Source organism: Acidovorax sp. GW823-FHT02H02 (assembly GCF_058797075.1).
Genome location: NZ_JBXAJH010000010.1, coordinates 78,358 through 95,640, shown reverse-complemented (window position 1 = coordinate 95,640; position 17,283 = coordinate 78,358). Strand labels below are relative to the sequence as shown.

The 17,283-nt window shown below is 67.9% G+C and carries 20 protein-coding genes and 1 pseudogene; 13 read left to right on the top strand and 8 right to left on the bottom strand.

All coding sequences use genetic code 11. The annotated features are described in order from the left end of the window. The first annotated feature begins 52 nt into the window (after nt 1-52). On the top strand, nt 53-1,201 hold the full coding sequence (locus tag AC1RDS_RS12385) for an ABC transporter substrate-binding protein (RefSeq protein WP_492227060.1): 1,149 nt from the start codon (nt 53-55) through the stop codon (nt 1,199-1,201). Between the two features lie 50 nt (nt 1,202-1,251). Here AC1RDS_RS12385 and argE read toward each other — a convergent pair whose 3' ends face one another. Continuing rightward, complete coding sequence (argE, locus tag AC1RDS_RS12380; protein WP_492227059.1) at nt 1,252-2,424, bottom strand: acetylornithine deacetylase; 1,173 nt, start codon at nt 2,422-2,424, stop codon at nt 1,252-1,254. Between the two features lie 77 nt (nt 2,425-2,501). On the opposite strand from argE, the gene AC1RDS_RS12375 reads away from it, so the two are divergent. The 3 genes from AC1RDS_RS12375 (at nt 2,502) to AC1RDS_RS12365 (ending at nt 5,236) form a co-directional block, all read left to right on the top strand. Continuing rightward, entirely contained in the window at nt 2,502-3,707 is a 1,206-nt protein-coding gene (locus AC1RDS_RS12375; protein WP_092697469.1) for a M20 aminoacylase family protein, read from the top strand. A 108-nt stretch (nt 3,708-3,815) separates the two neighbouring features. Then, nucleotides 3,816-4,916, top strand: coding sequence for a M14 family metallopeptidase (locus AC1RDS_RS12370; RefSeq protein WP_092697470.1), 1,101 nt, complete (start codon nt 3,816-3,818; stop codon nt 4,914-4,916). A 65-nt stretch (nt 4,917-4,981) separates the two neighbouring features. Next, nucleotides 4,982-5,236, top strand: coding sequence for an acyl-CoA-binding protein (locus AC1RDS_RS12365; protein WP_092697471.1), 255 nt, complete (start codon nt 4,982-4,984; stop codon nt 5,234-5,236). Between the two features lie 75 nt (nt 5,237-5,311). Here AC1RDS_RS12365 and AC1RDS_RS12360 read toward each other — a convergent pair whose 3' ends face one another. The 3 genes from AC1RDS_RS12360 to AC1RDS_RS12350 are packed head-to-tail and all read right to left on the bottom strand — an operon-like array spanning nt 5,312 to nt 7,539. Continuing rightward, the gene (locus tag AC1RDS_RS12360) at nt 5,312-6,031 is read right to left on the bottom strand and encodes a nitroreductase (protein WP_092697472.1); all 720 of its coding nucleotides are present in this window, start codon (nt 6,029-6,031) and stop codon (nt 5,312-5,314) included. 1 nt (nt 6,032) lies between these two features. Further along, entirely contained in the window at nt 6,033-6,395 is a 363-nt protein-coding gene (locus AC1RDS_RS12355; protein WP_092697473.1) for a polyhydroxyalkanoic acid system family protein, read from the bottom strand. Beyond that, entirely contained in the window at nt 6,388-7,539 is a 1,152-nt protein-coding gene (locus tag AC1RDS_RS12350; protein WP_092697474.1) for an aminopeptidase, read from the bottom strand. Before AC1RDS_RS12350 ends, AC1RDS_RS12355 begins: the two co-directional genes overlap by 8 nt. 149 nt (nt 7,540-7,688) lie before the next feature. Here AC1RDS_RS12350 and AC1RDS_RS12345 point away from each other — a divergent pair. Then, nucleotides 7,689-8,321, top strand: a pseudogene (locus AC1RDS_RS12345) (DNA-3-methyladenine glycosylase I). A gap of 27 nt (nt 8,322-8,348) precedes the next feature. Here AC1RDS_RS12345 and arsC read toward each other — a convergent pair. From arsC to phnF, 4 genes are all read right to left on the bottom strand, one after another. Then, complete coding sequence (gene arsC / locus AC1RDS_RS12340; RefSeq protein ID WP_092697475.1) at nt 8,349-8,771, bottom strand: arsenate reductase (glutaredoxin); 423 nt, start codon at nt 8,769-8,771, stop codon at nt 8,349-8,351. Nucleotides 8,772-8,837: 66 nt separating this feature from the next. Then, nucleotides 8,838-9,404 carry a phosphonate metabolism protein/1,5-bisphosphokinase (PRPP-forming) PhnN gene (gene phnN, locus AC1RDS_RS12335; protein WP_348684164.1) on the bottom strand — a complete coding sequence of 189 codons (567 nt, stop codon included), beginning with the start codon at nt 9,402-9,404 and terminating at the stop codon, nt 8,838-8,840. Beyond that, complete coding sequence (locus AC1RDS_RS12330; RefSeq protein ID WP_348684162.1) at nt 9,401-10,123, bottom strand: DUF1045 domain-containing protein; 723 nt, start codon at nt 10,121-10,123, stop codon at nt 9,401-9,403. The genes phnN and AC1RDS_RS12330 overlap by 4 nt, the downstream gene beginning before the upstream one ends. Further along, nucleotides 10,113-10,877 (bottom strand): phosphonate metabolism transcriptional regulator PhnF, encoded by a 765-nt coding sequence (gene phnF, locus AC1RDS_RS12325; RefSeq protein WP_348684160.1) that lies wholly within the window; start codon nt 10,875-10,877, stop codon nt 10,113-10,115. The genes AC1RDS_RS12330 and phnF overlap by 11 nt, the downstream gene beginning before the upstream one ends. Nucleotides 10,878-10,952: 75 nt before the next feature. On the opposite strand from phnF, the gene phnG reads away from it, so the two are divergent. From phnG to AC1RDS_RS12285, 8 genes are read left to right on the top strand one after another with little or no spacing between them, the layout of a single operon-like run. Further along, the gene (gene phnG / locus AC1RDS_RS12320; protein WP_287878395.1) at nt 10,953-11,459 is read left to right on the top strand and encodes a phosphonate C-P lyase system protein PhnG; all 507 of its coding nucleotides are present in this window, start codon (nt 10,953-10,955) and stop codon (nt 11,457-11,459) included. Continuing rightward, complete coding sequence (gene phnH, locus AC1RDS_RS12315) at nt 11,456-12,082, top strand: phosphonate C-P lyase system protein PhnH (RefSeq protein WP_287878397.1); 627 nt, start codon at nt 11,456-11,458, stop codon at nt 12,080-12,082. The genes phnG and phnH overlap by 4 nt, the downstream gene beginning before the upstream one ends. A 2-nt stretch (nt 12,083-12,084) precedes the next feature. Then, the gene (locus AC1RDS_RS12310) at nt 12,085-13,197 is read left to right on the top strand and encodes a carbon-phosphorus lyase complex subunit (RefSeq protein WP_492227058.1); all 1,113 of its coding nucleotides are present in this window, start codon (nt 12,085-12,087) and stop codon (nt 13,195-13,197) included. Further along, a complete protein-coding gene (locus AC1RDS_RS12305; RefSeq protein ID WP_431604005.1) occupies nt 13,194-14,126 on the top strand; it encodes an alpha-D-ribose 1-methylphosphonate 5-phosphate C-P-lyase PhnJ in 933 nt (310 codons plus the stop codon). The genes AC1RDS_RS12310 and AC1RDS_RS12305 overlap by 4 nt, the downstream gene beginning before the upstream one ends. Beyond that, nucleotides 14,123-14,584, top strand: a complete 462-nt coding sequence (locus AC1RDS_RS12300) for a GNAT family N-acetyltransferase (RefSeq protein WP_348684153.1) — start codon at nt 14,123-14,125, stop codon at nt 14,582-14,584. The genes AC1RDS_RS12305 and AC1RDS_RS12300 overlap by 4 nt, the downstream gene beginning before the upstream one ends. Beyond that, nucleotides 14,581-15,369, top strand: coding sequence for a phosphonate C-P lyase system protein PhnK (gene phnK / locus AC1RDS_RS12295; RefSeq protein ID WP_348684151.1), 789 nt, complete (start codon nt 14,581-14,583; stop codon nt 15,367-15,369). The genes AC1RDS_RS12300 and phnK overlap by 4 nt, the downstream gene beginning before the upstream one ends. Beyond that, entirely contained in the window at nt 15,366-16,085 is a 720-nt protein-coding gene (gene phnL, locus AC1RDS_RS12290; protein ID WP_092697483.1) for a phosphonate C-P lyase system protein PhnL, read from the top strand. The genes phnK and phnL overlap by 4 nt, the downstream gene beginning before the upstream one ends. Next, a complete protein-coding gene (locus tag AC1RDS_RS12285; RefSeq protein ID WP_092697484.1) occupies nt 16,082-17,236 on the top strand; it encodes an alpha-D-ribose 1-methylphosphonate 5-triphosphate diphosphatase in 1,155 nt (384 codons plus the stop codon). Before phnL ends, AC1RDS_RS12285 begins: the two co-directional genes overlap by 4 nt. Nucleotides 17,237-17,283 lie beyond the last annotated feature (47 nt).

The window sequence follows — 17,283 nt, the reverse complement described above, 5'->3', positions numbered from 1 at the left end:
GCCGGCAGCGCAGGGGGGATCGCCCTCGATTCACAAGAAAAGAGATTTCACCATGAACCAATCCGTCATCGGGCGCAGACAATTTTCGGTGGGCCTGGGCGCAGCAGCGCTGGGTGGTTTCAATCTGGCCCGGGCGCAGGGCGAGGGCCGCATCGTGCTGGGGCAATCGGCCGCCTTCACGGGCCCCGCGGCACAGCTGGGTATCCAGTTCAACCTGGGCGCAAAGCTCTTTTTCGACCGGCTCAACGCCCAGAGCGGCGTGGGCCGGCGCATGGTGGAAATTCGCACCATGGACGACGGCTATGAGCCCGACCGCTGCGCCGAAAACACCCGAAAGCTCATTGCCGACGATGTGTTCGCGCTGTTTGGCTACATCGGCACGCCCACCAGCCTAGCGGCGCTGCCGATTTTCACCCAGGCCAAGGTGCCGTTTTTTGGCCCCTTCACGGGCGCTGAGGCCCTGCGCCAGCCCTTCAATCGCCTGATTTTTCATGTGCGCGCGTCGTACTACGACGAAACCGCGCTCATCGTGCGCCAGCTCACCAACCTGGGGCTCAAGAAGATCGCGGTGTTCTACCAGAACGACGCCTACGGCAAGGCCGGGCTCGATGGCGTGGCCCGGGCCCTGGCCGACCTCAAGCTGGCCCCGGTGGCCACGGCCACGGTGGAGCGCAATTCCTCCGATGTGAGGGCTGCGGTGGACAAACTGGTGCCCGCCATGCCCGACGCAGTGGTGCAGATTTCGGCCTATGGTGCCAGCGCGGCTTTTGTGCGCGCTGCGCGCAAGGCGGGCTTTGGCGGCACCTTCTACAACGTGTCGTTTGTGGGCACTCAGGCGCTGGCCGATGAGCTGGGCAAGGATGGCGCGGGCGTGGTGGTGTCGCAGGTCGTGCCATCGCCCTACCAGCCCTCGCGTCCGATCACGCGCGAGTTTCTGGACGCCATCAAGAAGGGCGGCGACAAGGTGCAGGCCAACTACTCCAGCCTTGAAGGGTATCTGGCGGCCCGCATTTTCACCGAGGGCCTGCGCCATGGACTGGCCGGCGGCAAGCTCAGCCAGGACAGCTTCATCGCAGGCCTCGAATCCCTGGGTTCGCAGGTGATTTCCGGGTTTCCGGTCTCCTTCAGCGCATCGGACCACACGGCATCGCATTTTGTGGAAATGTCGATGCTGACCGGCGACGGGCGCGTGCGGACCTGACACGACGTCGCGGTCCGTCGCGCCGTGCGCGCTTGCGGGCTGCGGTGTCTCTAGGCCAGCGTGCTGGTGCGCGCGAGGCCTTGCATGAACGCCTCGCAGCGCGCCAGTTGCGCGAGGCTCACGTATTCATCCGGCTGGTGCGCCTGCTGGATGCTGCCGGGCCCGCACACCACGGTAGAGATGCCGGCGTTCTTGAACAGCCCGGCCTCGGTGCCAAAGGCCACGAGCGCCGTGCCTTTCTCGCCGGTCAGTTCCTGCGCCAGGCGTGTCACCGGGTCGTCCTGGCTGCCCAGAAAGCTGGGGATCTCGCAGATGGTCTCGAACGCGATGCCTGCCGTGGGCGCCACTTTCTTCATGGCCGGCTCCAGCGACCTGGCATAGGCCACCACCTCGGCCTGCATCTGCGCGGCATTGGCGGTGGGCAGGTCGCGAAACTCGTAGCGGAACTCGGCATCGCGCGGTACCACGTTGTCGGCGATGCCGCCGTGAAACTGGCCCACGCTGGCCGTGGAGAAGGGCACGTCAAAGCCTTCGAAGCGGGGCTCGTTGCGCTCGAACCCCTCGGCCATGTCGCGCACGCGACCCACCACGCGCGCTGCCATCTCGATGGCGTTGACCGAATGCGGCGTGAGCGATGAATGCGTCTCCTTGCCGCGCACGCAGCACCGGTAGCGGTACACGCCCTTGTGGGCGATGGCGGGGACCATGCGGGTGGGTTCGCCCACGATGCAGGCCAGCGGGCGGATGCCGGCGTCGCGCAGGTCGGCAATCAGCTCTTTGACGCCAAAGCAGCCGATCTCTTCCTCGTAGCTGAACGCCAGATGGATGGCAAACGGCGCATTGCTGTTCAGAAAATGTTCGGCCTGCGACAGGGCAATGCCGATGAAGGACTTCATGTCGGCACTGCCGCGGCCGTAGAGGCTGGCGCCCTCGGGGCCGTCTTGCACCACGGCGCCCAGCGGGTCCACGCTCCAGTCCTGGCCGTCCCAGGGCACGGTGTCGGTGTGGCCCGACAGGATCACCCCGGCAGGCTTGCCTTCGCCCAGCGTGGCAAACAGGTTGGCCTTGGTCTTGTCGGCGTTGAAGGTGAGGCGGCTTGTGACGCCCAGCCGGGCCAGATGGTCACGGATGAAGTGGATCAGCTCCAGGTTGGAGTGGTGGCTGACGGTGTTCATGCGCACCAGGGTCTGCGCAAGTTCGAGGGCGTGGGCGGATGGCGTCATGTGGCGGTGCAGATAAACCCCCTGTGGCGAAGACCGTGGAGCGGGGCTAGACTGTCTTGATCGCAAGGATACACATCATGAACGTTATCGATTCCATCGTCACCCAGGCCGCCAGCATTGCCGCCGTGCGCCGGGACATCCACGCCCATCCCGAGCTGTGTTTTGAAGAGGTGCGCACCGCCGATGTGGTGGCGCAAAAGCTCACCGAATGGGGCATTCCCATCCACCGCGGGCTGGGCAAGACCGGCGTGGTCGGCATCGTGAAGGGGCGCGATGGCGGCGCCAGCGGCCAGGCCATCGGCCTGCGCGCCGACATGGACGCCTTGCCCATGCAGGAGTTCAACACCTTCGCACATGCCAGCCAGCACCCCGGCAAGATGCACGCCTGCGGCCACGATGGCCACACGGCCATGCTGCTGGCGGCGGCGCAGCACTTTGCCACGCACCGCAACTTTGACGGCACCGTGTACCTGATCTTTCAGCCGGCCGAGGAGGGCGGTGGCGGCGCGCGCGTGATGATCGAAGACGGCCTGTTCGCGCAGTTTCCCATGCAGGCCGTGTTCGGCATGCACAACTGGCCCGGCATGCCTGCCGGCACCATGGCCGTAAGTTCCGGGCCGGTGATGGCGTCCAGCAACGAGTTCAAGATCACCATCCGTGGCAAGGGCGGCCATGCGGCGCTGCCGCACACCGGCATCGATCCCGTGCCCATTGCCTGCCAGATGGTGCAGGGCTTCCAGACCATCATCAGCCGCAACAAGAAGCCCGTGGATGCCGGCGTGATCTCGGTCACCATGATCCATGCAGGCGAGGCCACCAATGTGGTGCCCGACCACTGCGAACTGCAGGGCACGGTGCGCACCTTCCGGCACGAGGTGCTGGACCTGATCGAGGCGCGCATGCAGCAGGTGGCCGAGCACACCTGCGCCGCGCACGAGGCCACCTGTGAGTTCGAGTTTGTGCGCAACTACCCGGCCACCGTGAACTCGCCTGCCGAGGCCGAATTCGCCCGCAAGGTCATGGTTGGCATCGTGGGTGAAGAACGTGTGGTCGCCCAGGAGCCCACCATGGGCGCCGAGGACTTTGCCTACATGCTGCAGGCAAAGCCCGGGGCGTATTGCTTCATCGCCAACGGCGATGGCGCGCACCGCGAGATGGGCCATGGCGGCGGGCCCTGCACGCTGCACAACCCGAGCTACGACTTCAATGACGACCTGATCCCGCTGGGCGCCACCTACTGGGTACGGCTGGCCGAGGAGTGGCTGGCAGCGGCCCGCAGCTGATGGTCGCGAGGCAGCCGGTGCTCCCGGGTTCTGCCGCGGAAAGTGCGCGCGTGTTCTCCCGGCGACCGCACCGTCACCCTTCCTGTTGTCACCTGTTCAGGACATCCCATGATCGGTATCGCCCAGGCATTTGCGCCCACCTACGCGCGTGCACGCACGCAGTTCCTGGAGGCCGCCGCCGCGGCCAGCCTGCCCATCGAATCGCACCGCCATCCGCTGCCGGGACGCGAGGGCGAAGACCTGGCGATGGATGTGGTGCGCGACGGCCCGCCAGACGCCGACAAGCTGCTCATTGTCAGCAGCGGCTGCCACGGCGTGGAGGGTTATTGCGGCAGCGGCGTGCAGGTGTTTGCGCTGCACGACCAGGAGTGGCGCGACCTGGCGCGTGCGCAGGGCGTGGCCGTGCTCTACATCCACGCGCTCAACCCCCATGGGTTCTCGCATATCCGCCGCGCCACGCACGAAAACGTCGACCTGAACCGCAATTTCCACGACTTCAGCCAGCCCCTGCCGGTCAATACGGCCTACCGCGAAGTGGCGCCGCTGCTGCTGCCCGATGCGTGGCCGCCCCAGGCGAACAACGTGAGGGACGTGCAGGCCTGGATTGCCGGGCATGGCGCGGCCGCCTGGCAGGCCGCCATCACGCGTGGGCAGCATGAGTTTGCCGGCGGCCTGTTTTATGGCGGCACCGCGCCGACCTGGAGCAACCGCACGCTGCGCGCGGTGCTGCGCCAGCATGGCAGCCGGGCCGCGCGCGTGGGCTGGATCGATCTGCACACGGGCCTGGGGCCCAGCGGCCTGGGTGAGCGCATCCACTGCGGTCCCGACGATGCCGCCGCCGTGCAGCGGGCGCGGCAGTGGTGGGCGGGCGGTGGCGCCACGCCTGTCACATCGCTGCATGACGGTTCCTCCAGCTCGGCCTTCCTCACGGGCCTGATGTGGACCGCCATCGAGGACGAATGCCCCCAGGCAGAATTCACCGGCATGACCCTGGAATACGGCACACAGCCCCTGGAGGACGTGCTGCAGGCCCTGCGCGCCGAGCATTGGCTCCACCTCCACCCCGAGGCGCCCGCCGCCCAGGCCGCGCAGATCAAGGCCCAGATGCTGGCCGCGTTCTACACCGATACAGACGCCTGGAAAGGCCAGGTCATCAGCCAGGCGCGGCAGTCGATGTTCCAGGCGGTGCAGGGGCTGAACAAGTCCTAAGATACGCGCCTGCACATCGTTGCCCACCCTTTACTCTTCCCACTTTTCCTTCAAGGACAAACGACATGGCTGACCTGAACGCCACTTTCGAGGCCGCAGTGGCCAACTCCAAGAACCTCAGTGAGCGCCCCGACAACGTCACGCTGCTGAAGATCTATGCGCTGTACAAGCAGGCCACGGCGGGTGACAACTCCGAAAAGAAGCCCGGCTTTTCCGATGTGGTGGCCCGCGCCAAGTGGGATGCCTGGGAAAAGCTCAAGGGCACCGGTCTCGATACCGCCAAGCAGCAGTACATCGACCTGATTGAGTCGCTGAGCTGAAGCGGTGTCTGCCCATGAAAAAACGGCTTCGGGCCGTTTTTTCATGGGCGCCACAGGGTGGCGGCGGGCGGTGCCTCAGTCGCGCCAGGTCACGCTGTCGCCCACAGCAGCGCGCTGTGTGCGGAAAAGGTTCGCCGGATGCGCAGGATCGGCCAGTCCGAACGAGATGCCGCAGACGATGCTGCGGTCTGGGGCAATGCCCAGCACCTCGCGCAGCACGCCGGGGTAGGCGGCCAGCGCGGCCTGCGCAATGGATGCCACGCCCAGGCTGTGGGCGGCCAGCAGAAAATTTCCCACATAGGCGCCGCAATCCACCGCACCATACAAACCCAGGGCCTCGTCGCTGCTGACGATGGCCACATGCGGGGCGCCAAACATGGTGAAGTTTTCCGCCGCCTGCCGGGCAGAGGCCTCGCGGTCACCCTTGGCGATGCCCAGGGCCTCGTACAGACCCCAGCCGCATTGGCGCCGGCGCTCCTGGTAGACGCCCCGGTATTCGCGTGGCCAGGGCAGGTCGGGCGCCGGGGCCTGGGCCGCCACATGGGCCTGCAGGGCGCTGCGCAGGCGGGCCAGGGTCGCGCCGCTGGCGATGGTGAGCTGCCAGGGCTGCGCGTTGCACCACGAGGCCGTGCGCTGCGCGGTTGCCAGGATGCGTTCGATGGTGGCGCGCTCCAGCGCCTGCGGCAGGAAGGCGCGGCAGCTGTAGCGGGTGTGCAGCAGGGTGGACAGTGTTTCGTAGGCGGGCGTTGTCCCGGCAGGCGCTGCTGTGGGCCGCGGTGTGTTCGGTGTGGCCATCTCAGGCTTTCGGGGCCGCCGCCGTGGCGGGGGCCTGCTTTTTGGCCGACGCTGCCTTGCCTGCGCCGGGGCGGGGGGCGTTGAGCAGCGCATCGAGCTGCTCGCCGATCTCGGCTTCGATGCGCGCCTTGAAGGCGCCCAACAGGAAGCCGAGCTCGGCCTTCATTTCAAACTGGATGGCATCCACCAGCAGCGTGCCGTTGATGCCGGCACGGCTGAAGTGCAGGGTGTCCTGCGTGTCGCCTTCTTCGTAGGTGCAGTCCATGGCAAACTTTTCTTCCGCCTTTTCGGCCCAGGCGCAACCGATTTTTCGGGCTTCCTCGAAGCCCAGGTGGTGTTCGCGGTGGATGTGGATGTCAGGCACCGGGGGTCTCCTTGTGGTGGGGTTGTAGTGCGCGCAGGCTCTGGTGGCGTTGCGCCGGGGGCTGCTGCGCCAGTTGTCTGACGGCATCATAAAACCGGGGCCACTGGCGGCCCTCGCGCTCGAACAGGGCTTCGAACGCGGGCACCAGTTCGTCATAGGCGGCCTGGGCGGCAAAGCTGGCGTTGTTGGCCTGGGCCACCCAGCGGTCGTAACCTGCCAGCTGAGCGGTATTCAGGGCGGCGGGCCGTCCGTGCGGGGCCGCCAGCCAGCCGGTGCGCAGCGCAGCGTAGCCGGTGCGAAAGTCCTGCATTGCTTCTGTTTTCATGGTTGCCAGCGCTTTCTCATCCAGCGCCAGAGCCTCTTTTTGTTCATAAATGGCCGCCAGCCGCGCCCTGGTGGCGCGCGTCAGGGCGCGGAAGGCGCTGCGCCGCCCGTTGCTTTCGGCAAAGGCCGCGCGGGCCTGCGGGCTGGCCTGCGTGGCCAGCCACTGCGCGCTGCCCAGCCGCTCCACCGACGTGGCAAACGATTCGTTGAACAGCGTGTCGTCCGGCACATAGACCACCTGGTGCGCCAGTTCGTGGAACAGCAGGCGCACGAATTCGCCCTCGGGCCAGGCGACGAAGGTGGAGAGCAGCGGGTCGCCGCCGGCCCAGTTCATGTAACCCAGGGTGGAGTAGGCGGGCACGCCATACACCTCGACCTCCAGGCCTTGCTGCGCCAGCTGGGCGGCTTCGGCCTGGGCGTCGGCTTCGGTGAAATAACCGCGGTAGCCGATGCAGCCTGCGACCGGAAAGCACCAGCGGTGCAGCGTGAGTGCAAAGGGCGGCGCGGCCACCACGTTCCACACGGCATAGGGGCGCTTCAGGTCGGCATAGCGGCGGTAGCTGGCGTTGTCGGGCAGGGCCAGTTCCGTCACCGCAAAGGCGCGGGCGCGCTGGGCCAGCTGCAGGCGTTCGCGCAGTGCGGGGGCCGTGTCGGTTCGTGCCACCCAGCGGTCGATGGGCTCGGCGGCCTGCATGATCTGCAGATGCCCCCGCACCGACTGCCAGTAGTAGCCCAGCGTGCTGCCCTGGCTGGCGCAGCCCGGCAGTGCCAGGAGCAGAAGGCTGAACAGTGCGCCGCGTGGCAGAAACGAAAAGGGCATGCCGGCAAGGAGAGCAGGGGATGGCACGCAGTGTAGACACAAGGGGCGCAAGGCCGGCCGCTTGCGGTCTGCAGGGCCTGCCAGGAGCCTGGCGCGCGCCGTTTCTAGAATGCGCCATGACCCTTGCTGCCCCGGAACCTGCCACGCCCATGTCTGCGGGCCTGTTTGCCGACGAGGCTGGCTGCCCGCGCTGCAGCTGGTGCCAGGCCACACCGCTGTACCGCCACTACCACGACCATGAATGGGGATTCCCGGTGGTGGATGACCGGCGGCTGTTCGAAAAGCTCTGCCTGGAAGGCTTCCAGGCGGGCCTGAGCTGGCTCACCATCCTGAACCGGCGCGAGGGCTTCCGGGCTGCGTTCGCCCGGTTCGACGCCGAAGCCATTGCCGCATTCGATGCGCAGGACGTGGAACGCCTGGTGCAGGACGCCGCCATCGTGCGCCACCGCGGCAAGATCGAATCGACCATCCACAATGCCCGGCGGGTGCTGGCGCTGCGGCGCGAGTTTGGCTCGCTGGCGCACTATGTGTAGCGCTTCGAGCCGGCTGCCGCGGATCGCCCGCAGCGCATCACCCGTGAAGTGGCGCGCACCCTGGTCACCTCGCCCGCATCCGTGGCCCTGTCGAAAGACCTCAAACAACGCGGCTGGAGCTTTGTGGGCCCCACCACCATGTACGCCTTCATGCAGGCCATGGGGCTGGTGAACGACCACCTGGAGGGGTGCCACGTCCGCGCCGCCGCGCTGGATGCGCGGCAGGCGCTGGGCATGCCGCGCGCCTGAAAACCGGGTGCTGCGGGGGCTGGTGCGTCAGGCGCGCTGGCCTTTGGCATCGATGACCACTTCGCCGTCTTCCTTGGTGAAGGCGCCCTGCTGTGGCTGGGGCAGGATGTCCAGCACAGCCTCTGATGGGCGGCACAGGCGTGTGCCCCGCGGCGTGACCACGATGGGACGGTTGATGAGGATGGGGTGGGCCAGCATGGCATCGATGAGCTGGTCGTCCGTTACGCCGGGGGCGCCCAGGTTCAGTTCAGTGAACAGCGTCTCCTTGGAGCGCACTGCGTTGATCACCGGCTGGCCGGTGGCCGCAATCAGGGATACCAGGGTTTCGCGGCTGGGCGGTGTCTTGAGGTATTCAATGACCTCTGGCTCCACACCGCTGTTGCGGATCATGGCCAGGGTGTTGCGGGAAGTGCCGCATTTCGGGTTGTGATAGATGGTGACGGTGGACATGGGTGGGAAGTGTCTCAGATCGTGAACAAGTTCCCAGGACGCCATGGCCGTTGCAATGGGCAGGGTTCAGGCGGGCCAGCCAGGCAGTTGCCGCAGCGCGTGCAGCAGGGTGCTGCCTGCGTGGTCCAGGGTGGTGTCGTTGTGCACCTGCACGGCGGCGGCATGGGGCGTGGGCTGGAAGGCCGCAGCCCGCCGGACCCGTGCTTCGATCTGCTCTGCGCTTTCGCGGCCACGGGCGGTCAGGCGCTGGCGCAGCACGTCGGGGCTGGCGGTGATGTGCACGGCAACCAGCTGCGGGTAGTGCTGCAGCGCCTGGGGCAGATAGGCGCGTGAGCCGTTGACCAGCACCCATGTGTGCCTGGCCAGCGGTGCGAGCTCTGCATGCCGCACCCCATAGTGCAGGCCGTTGGCCTCCCAGTGCAGGGCAAAGGCCTGGGCGTCGCGCAGCTGTCTGAAGGTGCTTTCATCCACGCTTTCGTGTGTTTCGCCGCCGCCGGCGGGCGCGGCGCGGCTGATGGTGCGCCGCGCCCAGCGCACGCGGCTGGATTCGGGCAGGTGCTGGCGCAGCCAGTCGAACAGCGAATCCTTGCCTGCGCCCGAGGGGCCCATGCAATAGACCAGCCGCCCGGTCATGACCCCATCTCCAGGTGGTCCAGCAACACGAAATCGGCGCCCGGGGTGGGTTCGGCGAACAGGGCCAGGCTGTTGAAGCTCAGGGGGGGCAGATCGGCGAAGAACTGTTCCGCCGCATCCTGCACCAGGGCCTGGGTGCTGGCGGCCACGGTGTCGAGCGGGCCGGTCAGCGACAGGTGAAAGCGAAACTCTTCCAGCACGAACGGATAGCCCCAGCGCAGCAGCAGCGCGTCCTGCCGGGGCGTCAGCCCGCCCGCCCGTCGGCGTGCCAGCTCGAATGGCGGCAAAGGCGCCGCCAGCGGCTGCAGCTGCGTCACGCAGGCGGCGGCGGCTTCGTGGAGGGCGGCTTGTGTGGCGGGCGCTGCCATCGGCACCAGCGCCAGAAAATCGTCGAGGCGTTCGACCTGCAGGGGCGGCAGGGTGAAGGGCTGCAGTTGGCGGGCTACGGCTTGTGTGGCCTGGTGCAGCGTCAGCCAGTCCACGCCGGGCGCCAGCATGAAGGGCGCTTTCAGCGTGGCGTGCCAGCCGTAACGCCGGGGCGCTGCCGTCAGGCGGTACAGGTCTTCCCGGGCTACGCCCACGATGTCCAGCTGGGGCAGGGGTTGCAGCTGCGCTGCGCAGCGGCCCAGCCAGTGGCTGCCGGCCAGCCAGCCCAGGGTGCCGGGGGCCGGGGCGAAATACACCGCGTAGCGGTGCGCGGGGGCGGTTTCAGTGCTCATCGTGTGCAATGGTCAGTTTGACGCGGTCGCCCGCGAACCAGGCGCGGGCCCATTCGATGGGGACGCCGGCGGGGTCCACGTTCAGGCTCTCCACCTGCAGCACGGGGCGGCTGGCGGGCTGGCGCAGTGCGGTGGCCACCTGCGTCTCCGGCAGCTCGGCGGTGATGCGGCTTTCGCGGCGGGTGTAGTCGGCCACGCCATGGGCGGCGAAGCCTGCCGTGATGGAGCCGGTCTCCCGCACCACGGCGGCCAGCCCGTCGAAGCGGGGCAGGGGGAAGTAGCGCTCGCTCACATGCAGCGGCTGGCCTTCGGCGTTGCCCGTCACGCGCAGCACCAGCACCTTGCTGCGCACCGGCACCTGCAGGGCCCTGGCCAGTGCCGCGGTGGCAGGCGCCACCTGTTCGTGCAGCACCTCCAGGCTGCCGCGCAGGCCGGCCTGCGCCAGGCCTTGCTGGTGCCGCGTGCGCTTGCCCAGCACCAGGTCCACCGCAAAGTCTTCCACGTAAGTGCCGCTGCCTTGCGTGATGCGCACCAGGCCCTGGGTGCACAGGCTGGCCAGCGAGCGGCGGATGGTGTGGCGGTTCACGCCGAACTGTTCGGCCAGCGCGTGCTCCGAGGGCAGGCGCTGGCCGGGTGGGTAAATGCCGTTGCCGATGGCCTCGGCCAGTTCGGCGGCGATGCGTGTCCAGAAGCTGTCGCGGGCCGGGCGCGGGGCCGGGGTGGAGGAAACCGTGGAGGAGGTGCTGGCTGTCATGAAAACTACATGAGCGCTCTTTAAGCTGGCGCGAGTTGTTCAATTTGTCTATACAACTTTCAGGGTATCACTTTCATGTTTCAAGCCTTTGACAACCCCGGCGCCGGCAGGCCGCCCGAGCGGGCGCAATGGATAGCCTTGCTGGCCCGCGCGCCGATCGAGCTGCTGGAGCCCGCGTTGCGCGAACACGTGGGCCGACCCGCACGCTGGCTGCGTGCCCCAGAAACCGGGCTGATGATGGTGCAGGGCCGCGCCGGTGGCACGGGCGAGCGCTTCAACCTGGGGGAGATCACGGTCACCCGCTGCGCGTTGCGCGTGGAGGCCGGCGCTGGTGAAGCCACCGTGGGCGTGGCCTATGTGCTGGGGCGTTCGCAGCGCCAGGTGCATCTGGCCGCGCTGGCCGATGCCTTGCTGCAGGACCCCGCACAGCAGTCGGCGCTGGACGCCGCCCTGCTCGAACCGGTGCGCAGGCATCTGGTGGAGCTGCAGGCGCGCCGAAGGGCGCGTGCCGCCAGCACCAAGGTTGATTTCTTCACGGTGGCCCGCGAAAGCGCAGGCGATGGCGAGGAGGACGCGGAATGAACGAGCACGCGTTGTCCGCGCTGGGCGCGGGATTCTCCAGCGAAGCCCTGGGCAGCCAGGCCGTGTTCCGTGCCGTCTTGCAGGCGCTGTCGCAACCGGGCCAGCCGGTGCACCTGGGCCACGATGCCGAGTTGCCTGCGGCAGGCCATGGCGCTTCGGCAGCCGCCTTGCTGGCCCTGCTCGACAGCGATTGCACGCTGTGGCTGTCGCCCCGCCTGGCGGCCAGCAATGCGGGCCTGTGGCTGCGCTTTCACACCGGCTGCCAGCTGGTGGCGAGGCCAGAGTTGGCCCGCTTCGCCTGGGTGGCGCAGGGCGATGCCCTGCCACCCCTGTCCACCTTTGCGCAGGGCAGCGATGCCTACCCCGAGCAATCGGCCACCTGCTTCATCGATGTGGAGGCCATGACCGTCGGCAAACCGGCAGAGGGCATGTGGTGTCTGAGCGGCCCGGGCATGCGGGGCGTGCAGCAGCTGCGGGTGAGCGGTCTGCCGGCCGACTTTGAACGCCAGTGGGCCGACAACCATGCCGCCTTTCCGCGCGGTGTGGATGTGCTGCTGGCCACGGCGCACCAGCTTGCGGGCCTGCCCCGCACCACCCGCATCGCGTCCGCCGTGGAGGCCTGAGCATGTACGTAGCCGTCAAGGGCGGAGAAGCCGCCATCCTCAACAGCTATCGCCTCCTGGCCGAACAGCGCCGGGGCGACCCCGCACAGCCTGAACTGTCGGTGGCCCAGATCCACCAGCAACTCAAGCTGGCCGTGGACCGCGTGATGACCGAGGGATCGGTTTACGACCCCGAGCTGGCGGCACTGGCCATCAAGCAGGCGTCGGGCGATCTGGTCGAGGCCATCTTCCTGCTGCGGGCCTACCGCGCCACGTTGCCGCGCCTGGGCACCACCTGTCCGCTGGACACCGCCGCCATGGCGCTCGACCGCCGCATTTCCGCCACCTTCAAGGACCTGCCAGGCGGGCAGGTGCTGGGTCCGACCTATGACTACACCCAGCGGCTGCTGGACTTCACGCTGCTGGCACAGGGCGCGGCGATGGATGGGCCGGCCAGCAGCGCGCCGGTGGTGCCAGAGCCTGTGGCCAGCCCGCGCGTGGTGGACTTGCTGAACCAGGAGGGGCTCATGGAAACCCGGCCCGCCCCGCCGGGTGACCCGATGCCCAGCGACCTGACGCGCGAGCCCCTGCGTTTTCCGGCCGACCGTGCCACGCGGCTGCAGAATCTGGCGCGCGGCGACGAAGGCTTTTTGCTGGCCATGGCGTATTCCACACAGCGCGGCTATGCGCACTCGCATCCCTTCGTGGGCGAGGTGCGCCTGGGCACGGTGGCGGTGGAGGTCGAACCCGAGGAACTGGGCTTTGCGATCTCCCTGGGCGATATCGAAATCACCGAGTGCGAAATGGTGAACCAGTTCGCAGGCAGCAAGACCAGTCCGCCGCAGTTCACGCGGGGCTACGGGCTGGCGTTTGGCCACAGCGAACGCAAGGCCATGGCCATGAGCCTGGTGGACCGCGCGCTGCGGGCCGACGAGCTGGGCGAGGCCATCAATTCGCCCGCGCAGATGCAGGAGTTCGTGCTCTCGCACAGCGACAGCCTGGAGGCCTCGGGCTTCGTGCAGCACCTGAAGCTGCCGCACTACGTGGATTTCCAGGCAGAGCTGGAGCTGGTGCGCAAGATGCGCGCCGCCGCCAGCGCGGCCACTGCCGATCCCTTGCAAGGAGACGATGCATGAATGCACCCCATCACCCCGACTGTATGCCCGCCGTGATGGGACTGCCCGCCGAGGCGGCCCAGGCCGACGGACATTTCAACTTCGCCTATCTGGACGAACGCACCAAGCGCATGATCCGCCGCGCCATCCTCAAGGCCGTGGCCATCCCCGGCTACCAGGTGCCCTTCGGCTCGCGCGAGATGCCGCTGCCCTATGGCTGGGGCACGGGCGGCATCCAGGTGACGGCGGCCATCATCGGGCCGCAGGACCGCCTCAAGGTCATCGACCAGGGCTCGGATGACACGGTGAACGCCGTGAACATCCGTCGGTTCTTCGAGCGCACCACGGGGGTGGCCACCACCACGCGCACCGTCGAGGCCACGCTGATCCAGACGCGCCACCGCATTCCGGAGACTCCGCTGACCCAAGGCCAGGTACTCGTCTACCAGGTGCCCGTGCCCGAGCCCATGCAGCGGCTGGAACCGCGCGAAACCGAAACCCGTACCCTGCATGGCCTGGCCGAGTACGGCCTGATGCACGTGAAGCTCTACGAGGACATCGCGCGCCACGGCCACATCGCGACCACCTACGACTACCCGGTGCTGGTGAACGGCCGCTACGTGATGTCGCCCTCGCCGATCCCGAAGTTCGACAACCCCAAGCTGCACATGAGCCCGGCCCTGCAGCTGTTCGGGGCCGGCCGCGAAAAGCGCATCTACGCCGTGCCGCCCTACACGCCGGTGGAAAGCCTGGGCTTCGACGACCACCCCTTCGAGGTGCAGCGCTGGGATGCGGCCTGCGCGCTGTGCGGTGCGACCGACAGCTTTCTGGACGAGGTCATCACCGACGATCGGGGCACCCGCATGCATGTGTGCTCGGACTCCGACTACTGCCAGGAGCGCCAGGCACAGCCGACCGATTCCGCGCAGGCGCAGGGCGGTGCAGCATGAGCAGCGTGCACCTTCGCGAAGCCCAGCGTGCAGACCTGGAGAGCGTGCTGGCCCTGTATGCCGCCATCGAAGACAGCCCCGCTGACGTGCTGACCCTGGAAGAAGCCCAGGCCGTATGGGCCCAGTTTGCCCGCTACCCCAGCTATCGCCTGTGGGTGGCTTGCGATACGGCGGCGCACGGCGCGGTGGTGGGCACGTATGCGCTGCTCGTCATGCACAACCTGGCGCACCGGGGGGCACCCTCGGCCATCGTCGAAGACGTGGTGGTGGCACAGGACCAGCAGGGCCGTGGCATTGGCCGCCAGATGATGGCCCACGCCATGCAGCGGGCGCGCGATGCGGGCTGCTACAAGCTCGCGCTCTCGTCCAACGCCCGCCGCGCGGGCGCCCATGCCTTTTATGAATCCCTGGGCTTTGCGCAGCATGGCCTGAGCTTTGTTGTCGAGACCCTCCCATGAACCACCCCGAACCTGCTGCGCCGCTGCTGAGCGTGCGCAACGTCAGCAAGCGCTATGGCGACCGTGTGGCGCTGCAGGGCGCGTCCTTTGACCTGTGGCCTGGCGAGGTGCTCGCCGTGGTGGGCGAGTCCGGATCCGGCAAGTCCACGCTGCTCAACGCCATTGCGGCACGCAGCGCCCCGGACGAAGGCACGGTGCAGTTCCGCCAGCGCAGTGGCGAGCTGCAGGACATCTATGCCATGACCGAAGCCCAGCAGCGCCTGCTGGCCCGCACCGACTGGGGCTTCGTGCACCAGAACGCAGCGGACGGCCTGCGCATGGATGTATCGGCCGGGGCCAACGTGGGCGAACGCCTGATGGGCCTGGGCGAGCGCCACTATGGCCGCCTGCGCAGCACCGCTGCCGACTGGCTGCAGCGCGTGGAGATTGATCCGGCGCGCATCGACGACGCGCCGCGCACCTTCTCGGGTGGCATGCGCCAGCGCCTGCAGATTGCCCGCAACCTGGTCACGCAGCCCCGCCTGGTGTTCATGGACGAGCCCACCTCGGGCCTGGATGTGTCGGTGCAGGCGCGCCTGCTGGACATGTTGCGCCAGCTCACACGGCAGATGCAGCTGGCCGCCATCATCGTCACGCACGACCTGGCGGTGGCGCGGCTGCTGGCCCATCGCATGGTGGTGATGCAGCGCGGCCGCGTGGTCGAGTCGGGCCTCACCGACCAGGTGCTCGACGACCCGCAGCATCCCTATACCCAGCTTCTCGTCTCTTCGGTATTGCAGCCATGAACCCTCCCATTCTCCAGATGAAAGGGGTGGCCAAGCGCTTCACCCTGCACCACCGCAACGGCATTGAACTGTCCGTGCTGGACCATGTGAACCTGGCCGTCAGCCCGGGCGAGTGCGTGGTGCTCGACGGTCCCTCGGGCATGGGCAAGAGCACGCTGCTCAAGATGATCTACGCGAACTACCGCGCCAATGCTGGCAGCATCACGGTGCAGCCGCCCGGCGGCGCGGCGGTGGATGTGACGCAGGCCACGCCCCGCGCGCTGGTGCAGCTGCGCCGCGACACCATCGGGTATGTCAGCCAGTTCCTGCGCGTGATTCCCCGGGTGTCGGCGCTGGACGTGGTGGCCGAGCCGCTGGCCGAGGATGCCCACGATGACATTGCCGCGCTGGAGGCGGCGCGCGACCAGGCACGCCAGTGGCTGGAGCGCCTGCGCATTCCCGAGCGCCTGTGGCACCTGCCGCCCGCCACCTTTTCGGGCGGCGAGCAGCAGCGCGTCAACATCGCGCGCAACATGATCAAGCCCAAGCCGCTGCTGCTGCTCGATGAGCCCACGGCATCGCTGGACGCGGCCAACACCGAAACCGTGATTGCCCTGATGGGCGAGGCGGTGGCGCGCGGAGCCGCCTTGGTGGGCATCTTCCACGACGCCCATGTGGGTGCCGCCGTGGCCACGCGCCGCGTGAATGTGGGCGATTTCCGGGGGGCGGCAGCATGAGCACCATGGTCTTCAAGAACGCCCGCCTGGTGCTGCCGGGCGAGGTGGTGCACGGCGCCTTGCGGGCAGACGCGGGGCGCATCGCGTCGATGGACGCCGGAGCAAGCTCGGCATTGGAAGGCCTTGACCTGGGTGGCGACTACCTGATGCCGGGCCTGGTGGAGGTGCACACCGACAACTTCGAGCGCCACCTCATGCCCCGGCCCAAGGTGCAATGGGCCGAGATGCCCGCGCTGCTCGCCCACGATGCCGAGATCGCCGCCGCCGGCATCACCACGGTGCTGGATGCCCTGGGCGTGGGCGAGGCGGATGCGGACAGCCTGCGCGGCAGTGCCTGGAACCGCGTGCTCGACACCATAGCCACCTGCACCGAGCGCAACCTGCTGCGCGCCGACCACCACCTGCATGTGCGCTGCGAACTGCCCGCACCCAACACCATCGAGCTGTTCGAGCCCTTCCACGGGCACCCGCGCCTGTCGCTGATCTCGCTGATGGACCATACGCCAGGCCAGCGCCAGTGGGAAGACATCGAACAGGCGCGCACCTACTACACCGGCAAGAAGGGCTGGAGCGCCGAGAAGTTCGAGCGCCAGGTAGAGCATGCCGCTACGCTGCAGGCGCAATATGCCGAGCCGCACCGCGCCTACTTCGTGGATTACTGCCGCACGCACGGCATCTCGCTGGCAAGCCACGACGACACCACGGTGGCGCATGTGGCGCAGGCCCATGCCGAGGGGGCTGCGATGTCGGAGTTCCCGACCACGCTGGCCGCTGCACGCGCTGCGCATGAGCGTGGCCTGCTCACCGTGATGGGCGGCCCCAACGTGGTGCGCGGTGGCTCGCACTCGGGCAATGTGGCAGCGGCCGACCTGGCGCGCCAGGGGCTGCTGGACATTCTTTCGTCCGACTACGTGCCCGGCAGCCTGCTGAGTGCGGTGATGCGCCTGGTGCATGACGGCATCCTCACCCTGCCGCAGGCGGTGGCCACCGTCACGCGCAACCCCGCCCGCTCGGCCGGCATGACCGACCGGGGCGAACTGGCGCCGGGGCTGCGCGCGGACCTGGTCCAGGTGCACATGGCCGAACTGTCGGATGGATCGCTGCAGGCCGTGGTGCGCGGGGTGTGGCGCGAGGGCATGCGGGTGCTCTGAGGCCCTTTTCTGACACCCAAATTTCTTGCAACTGTCAAAACCATGTC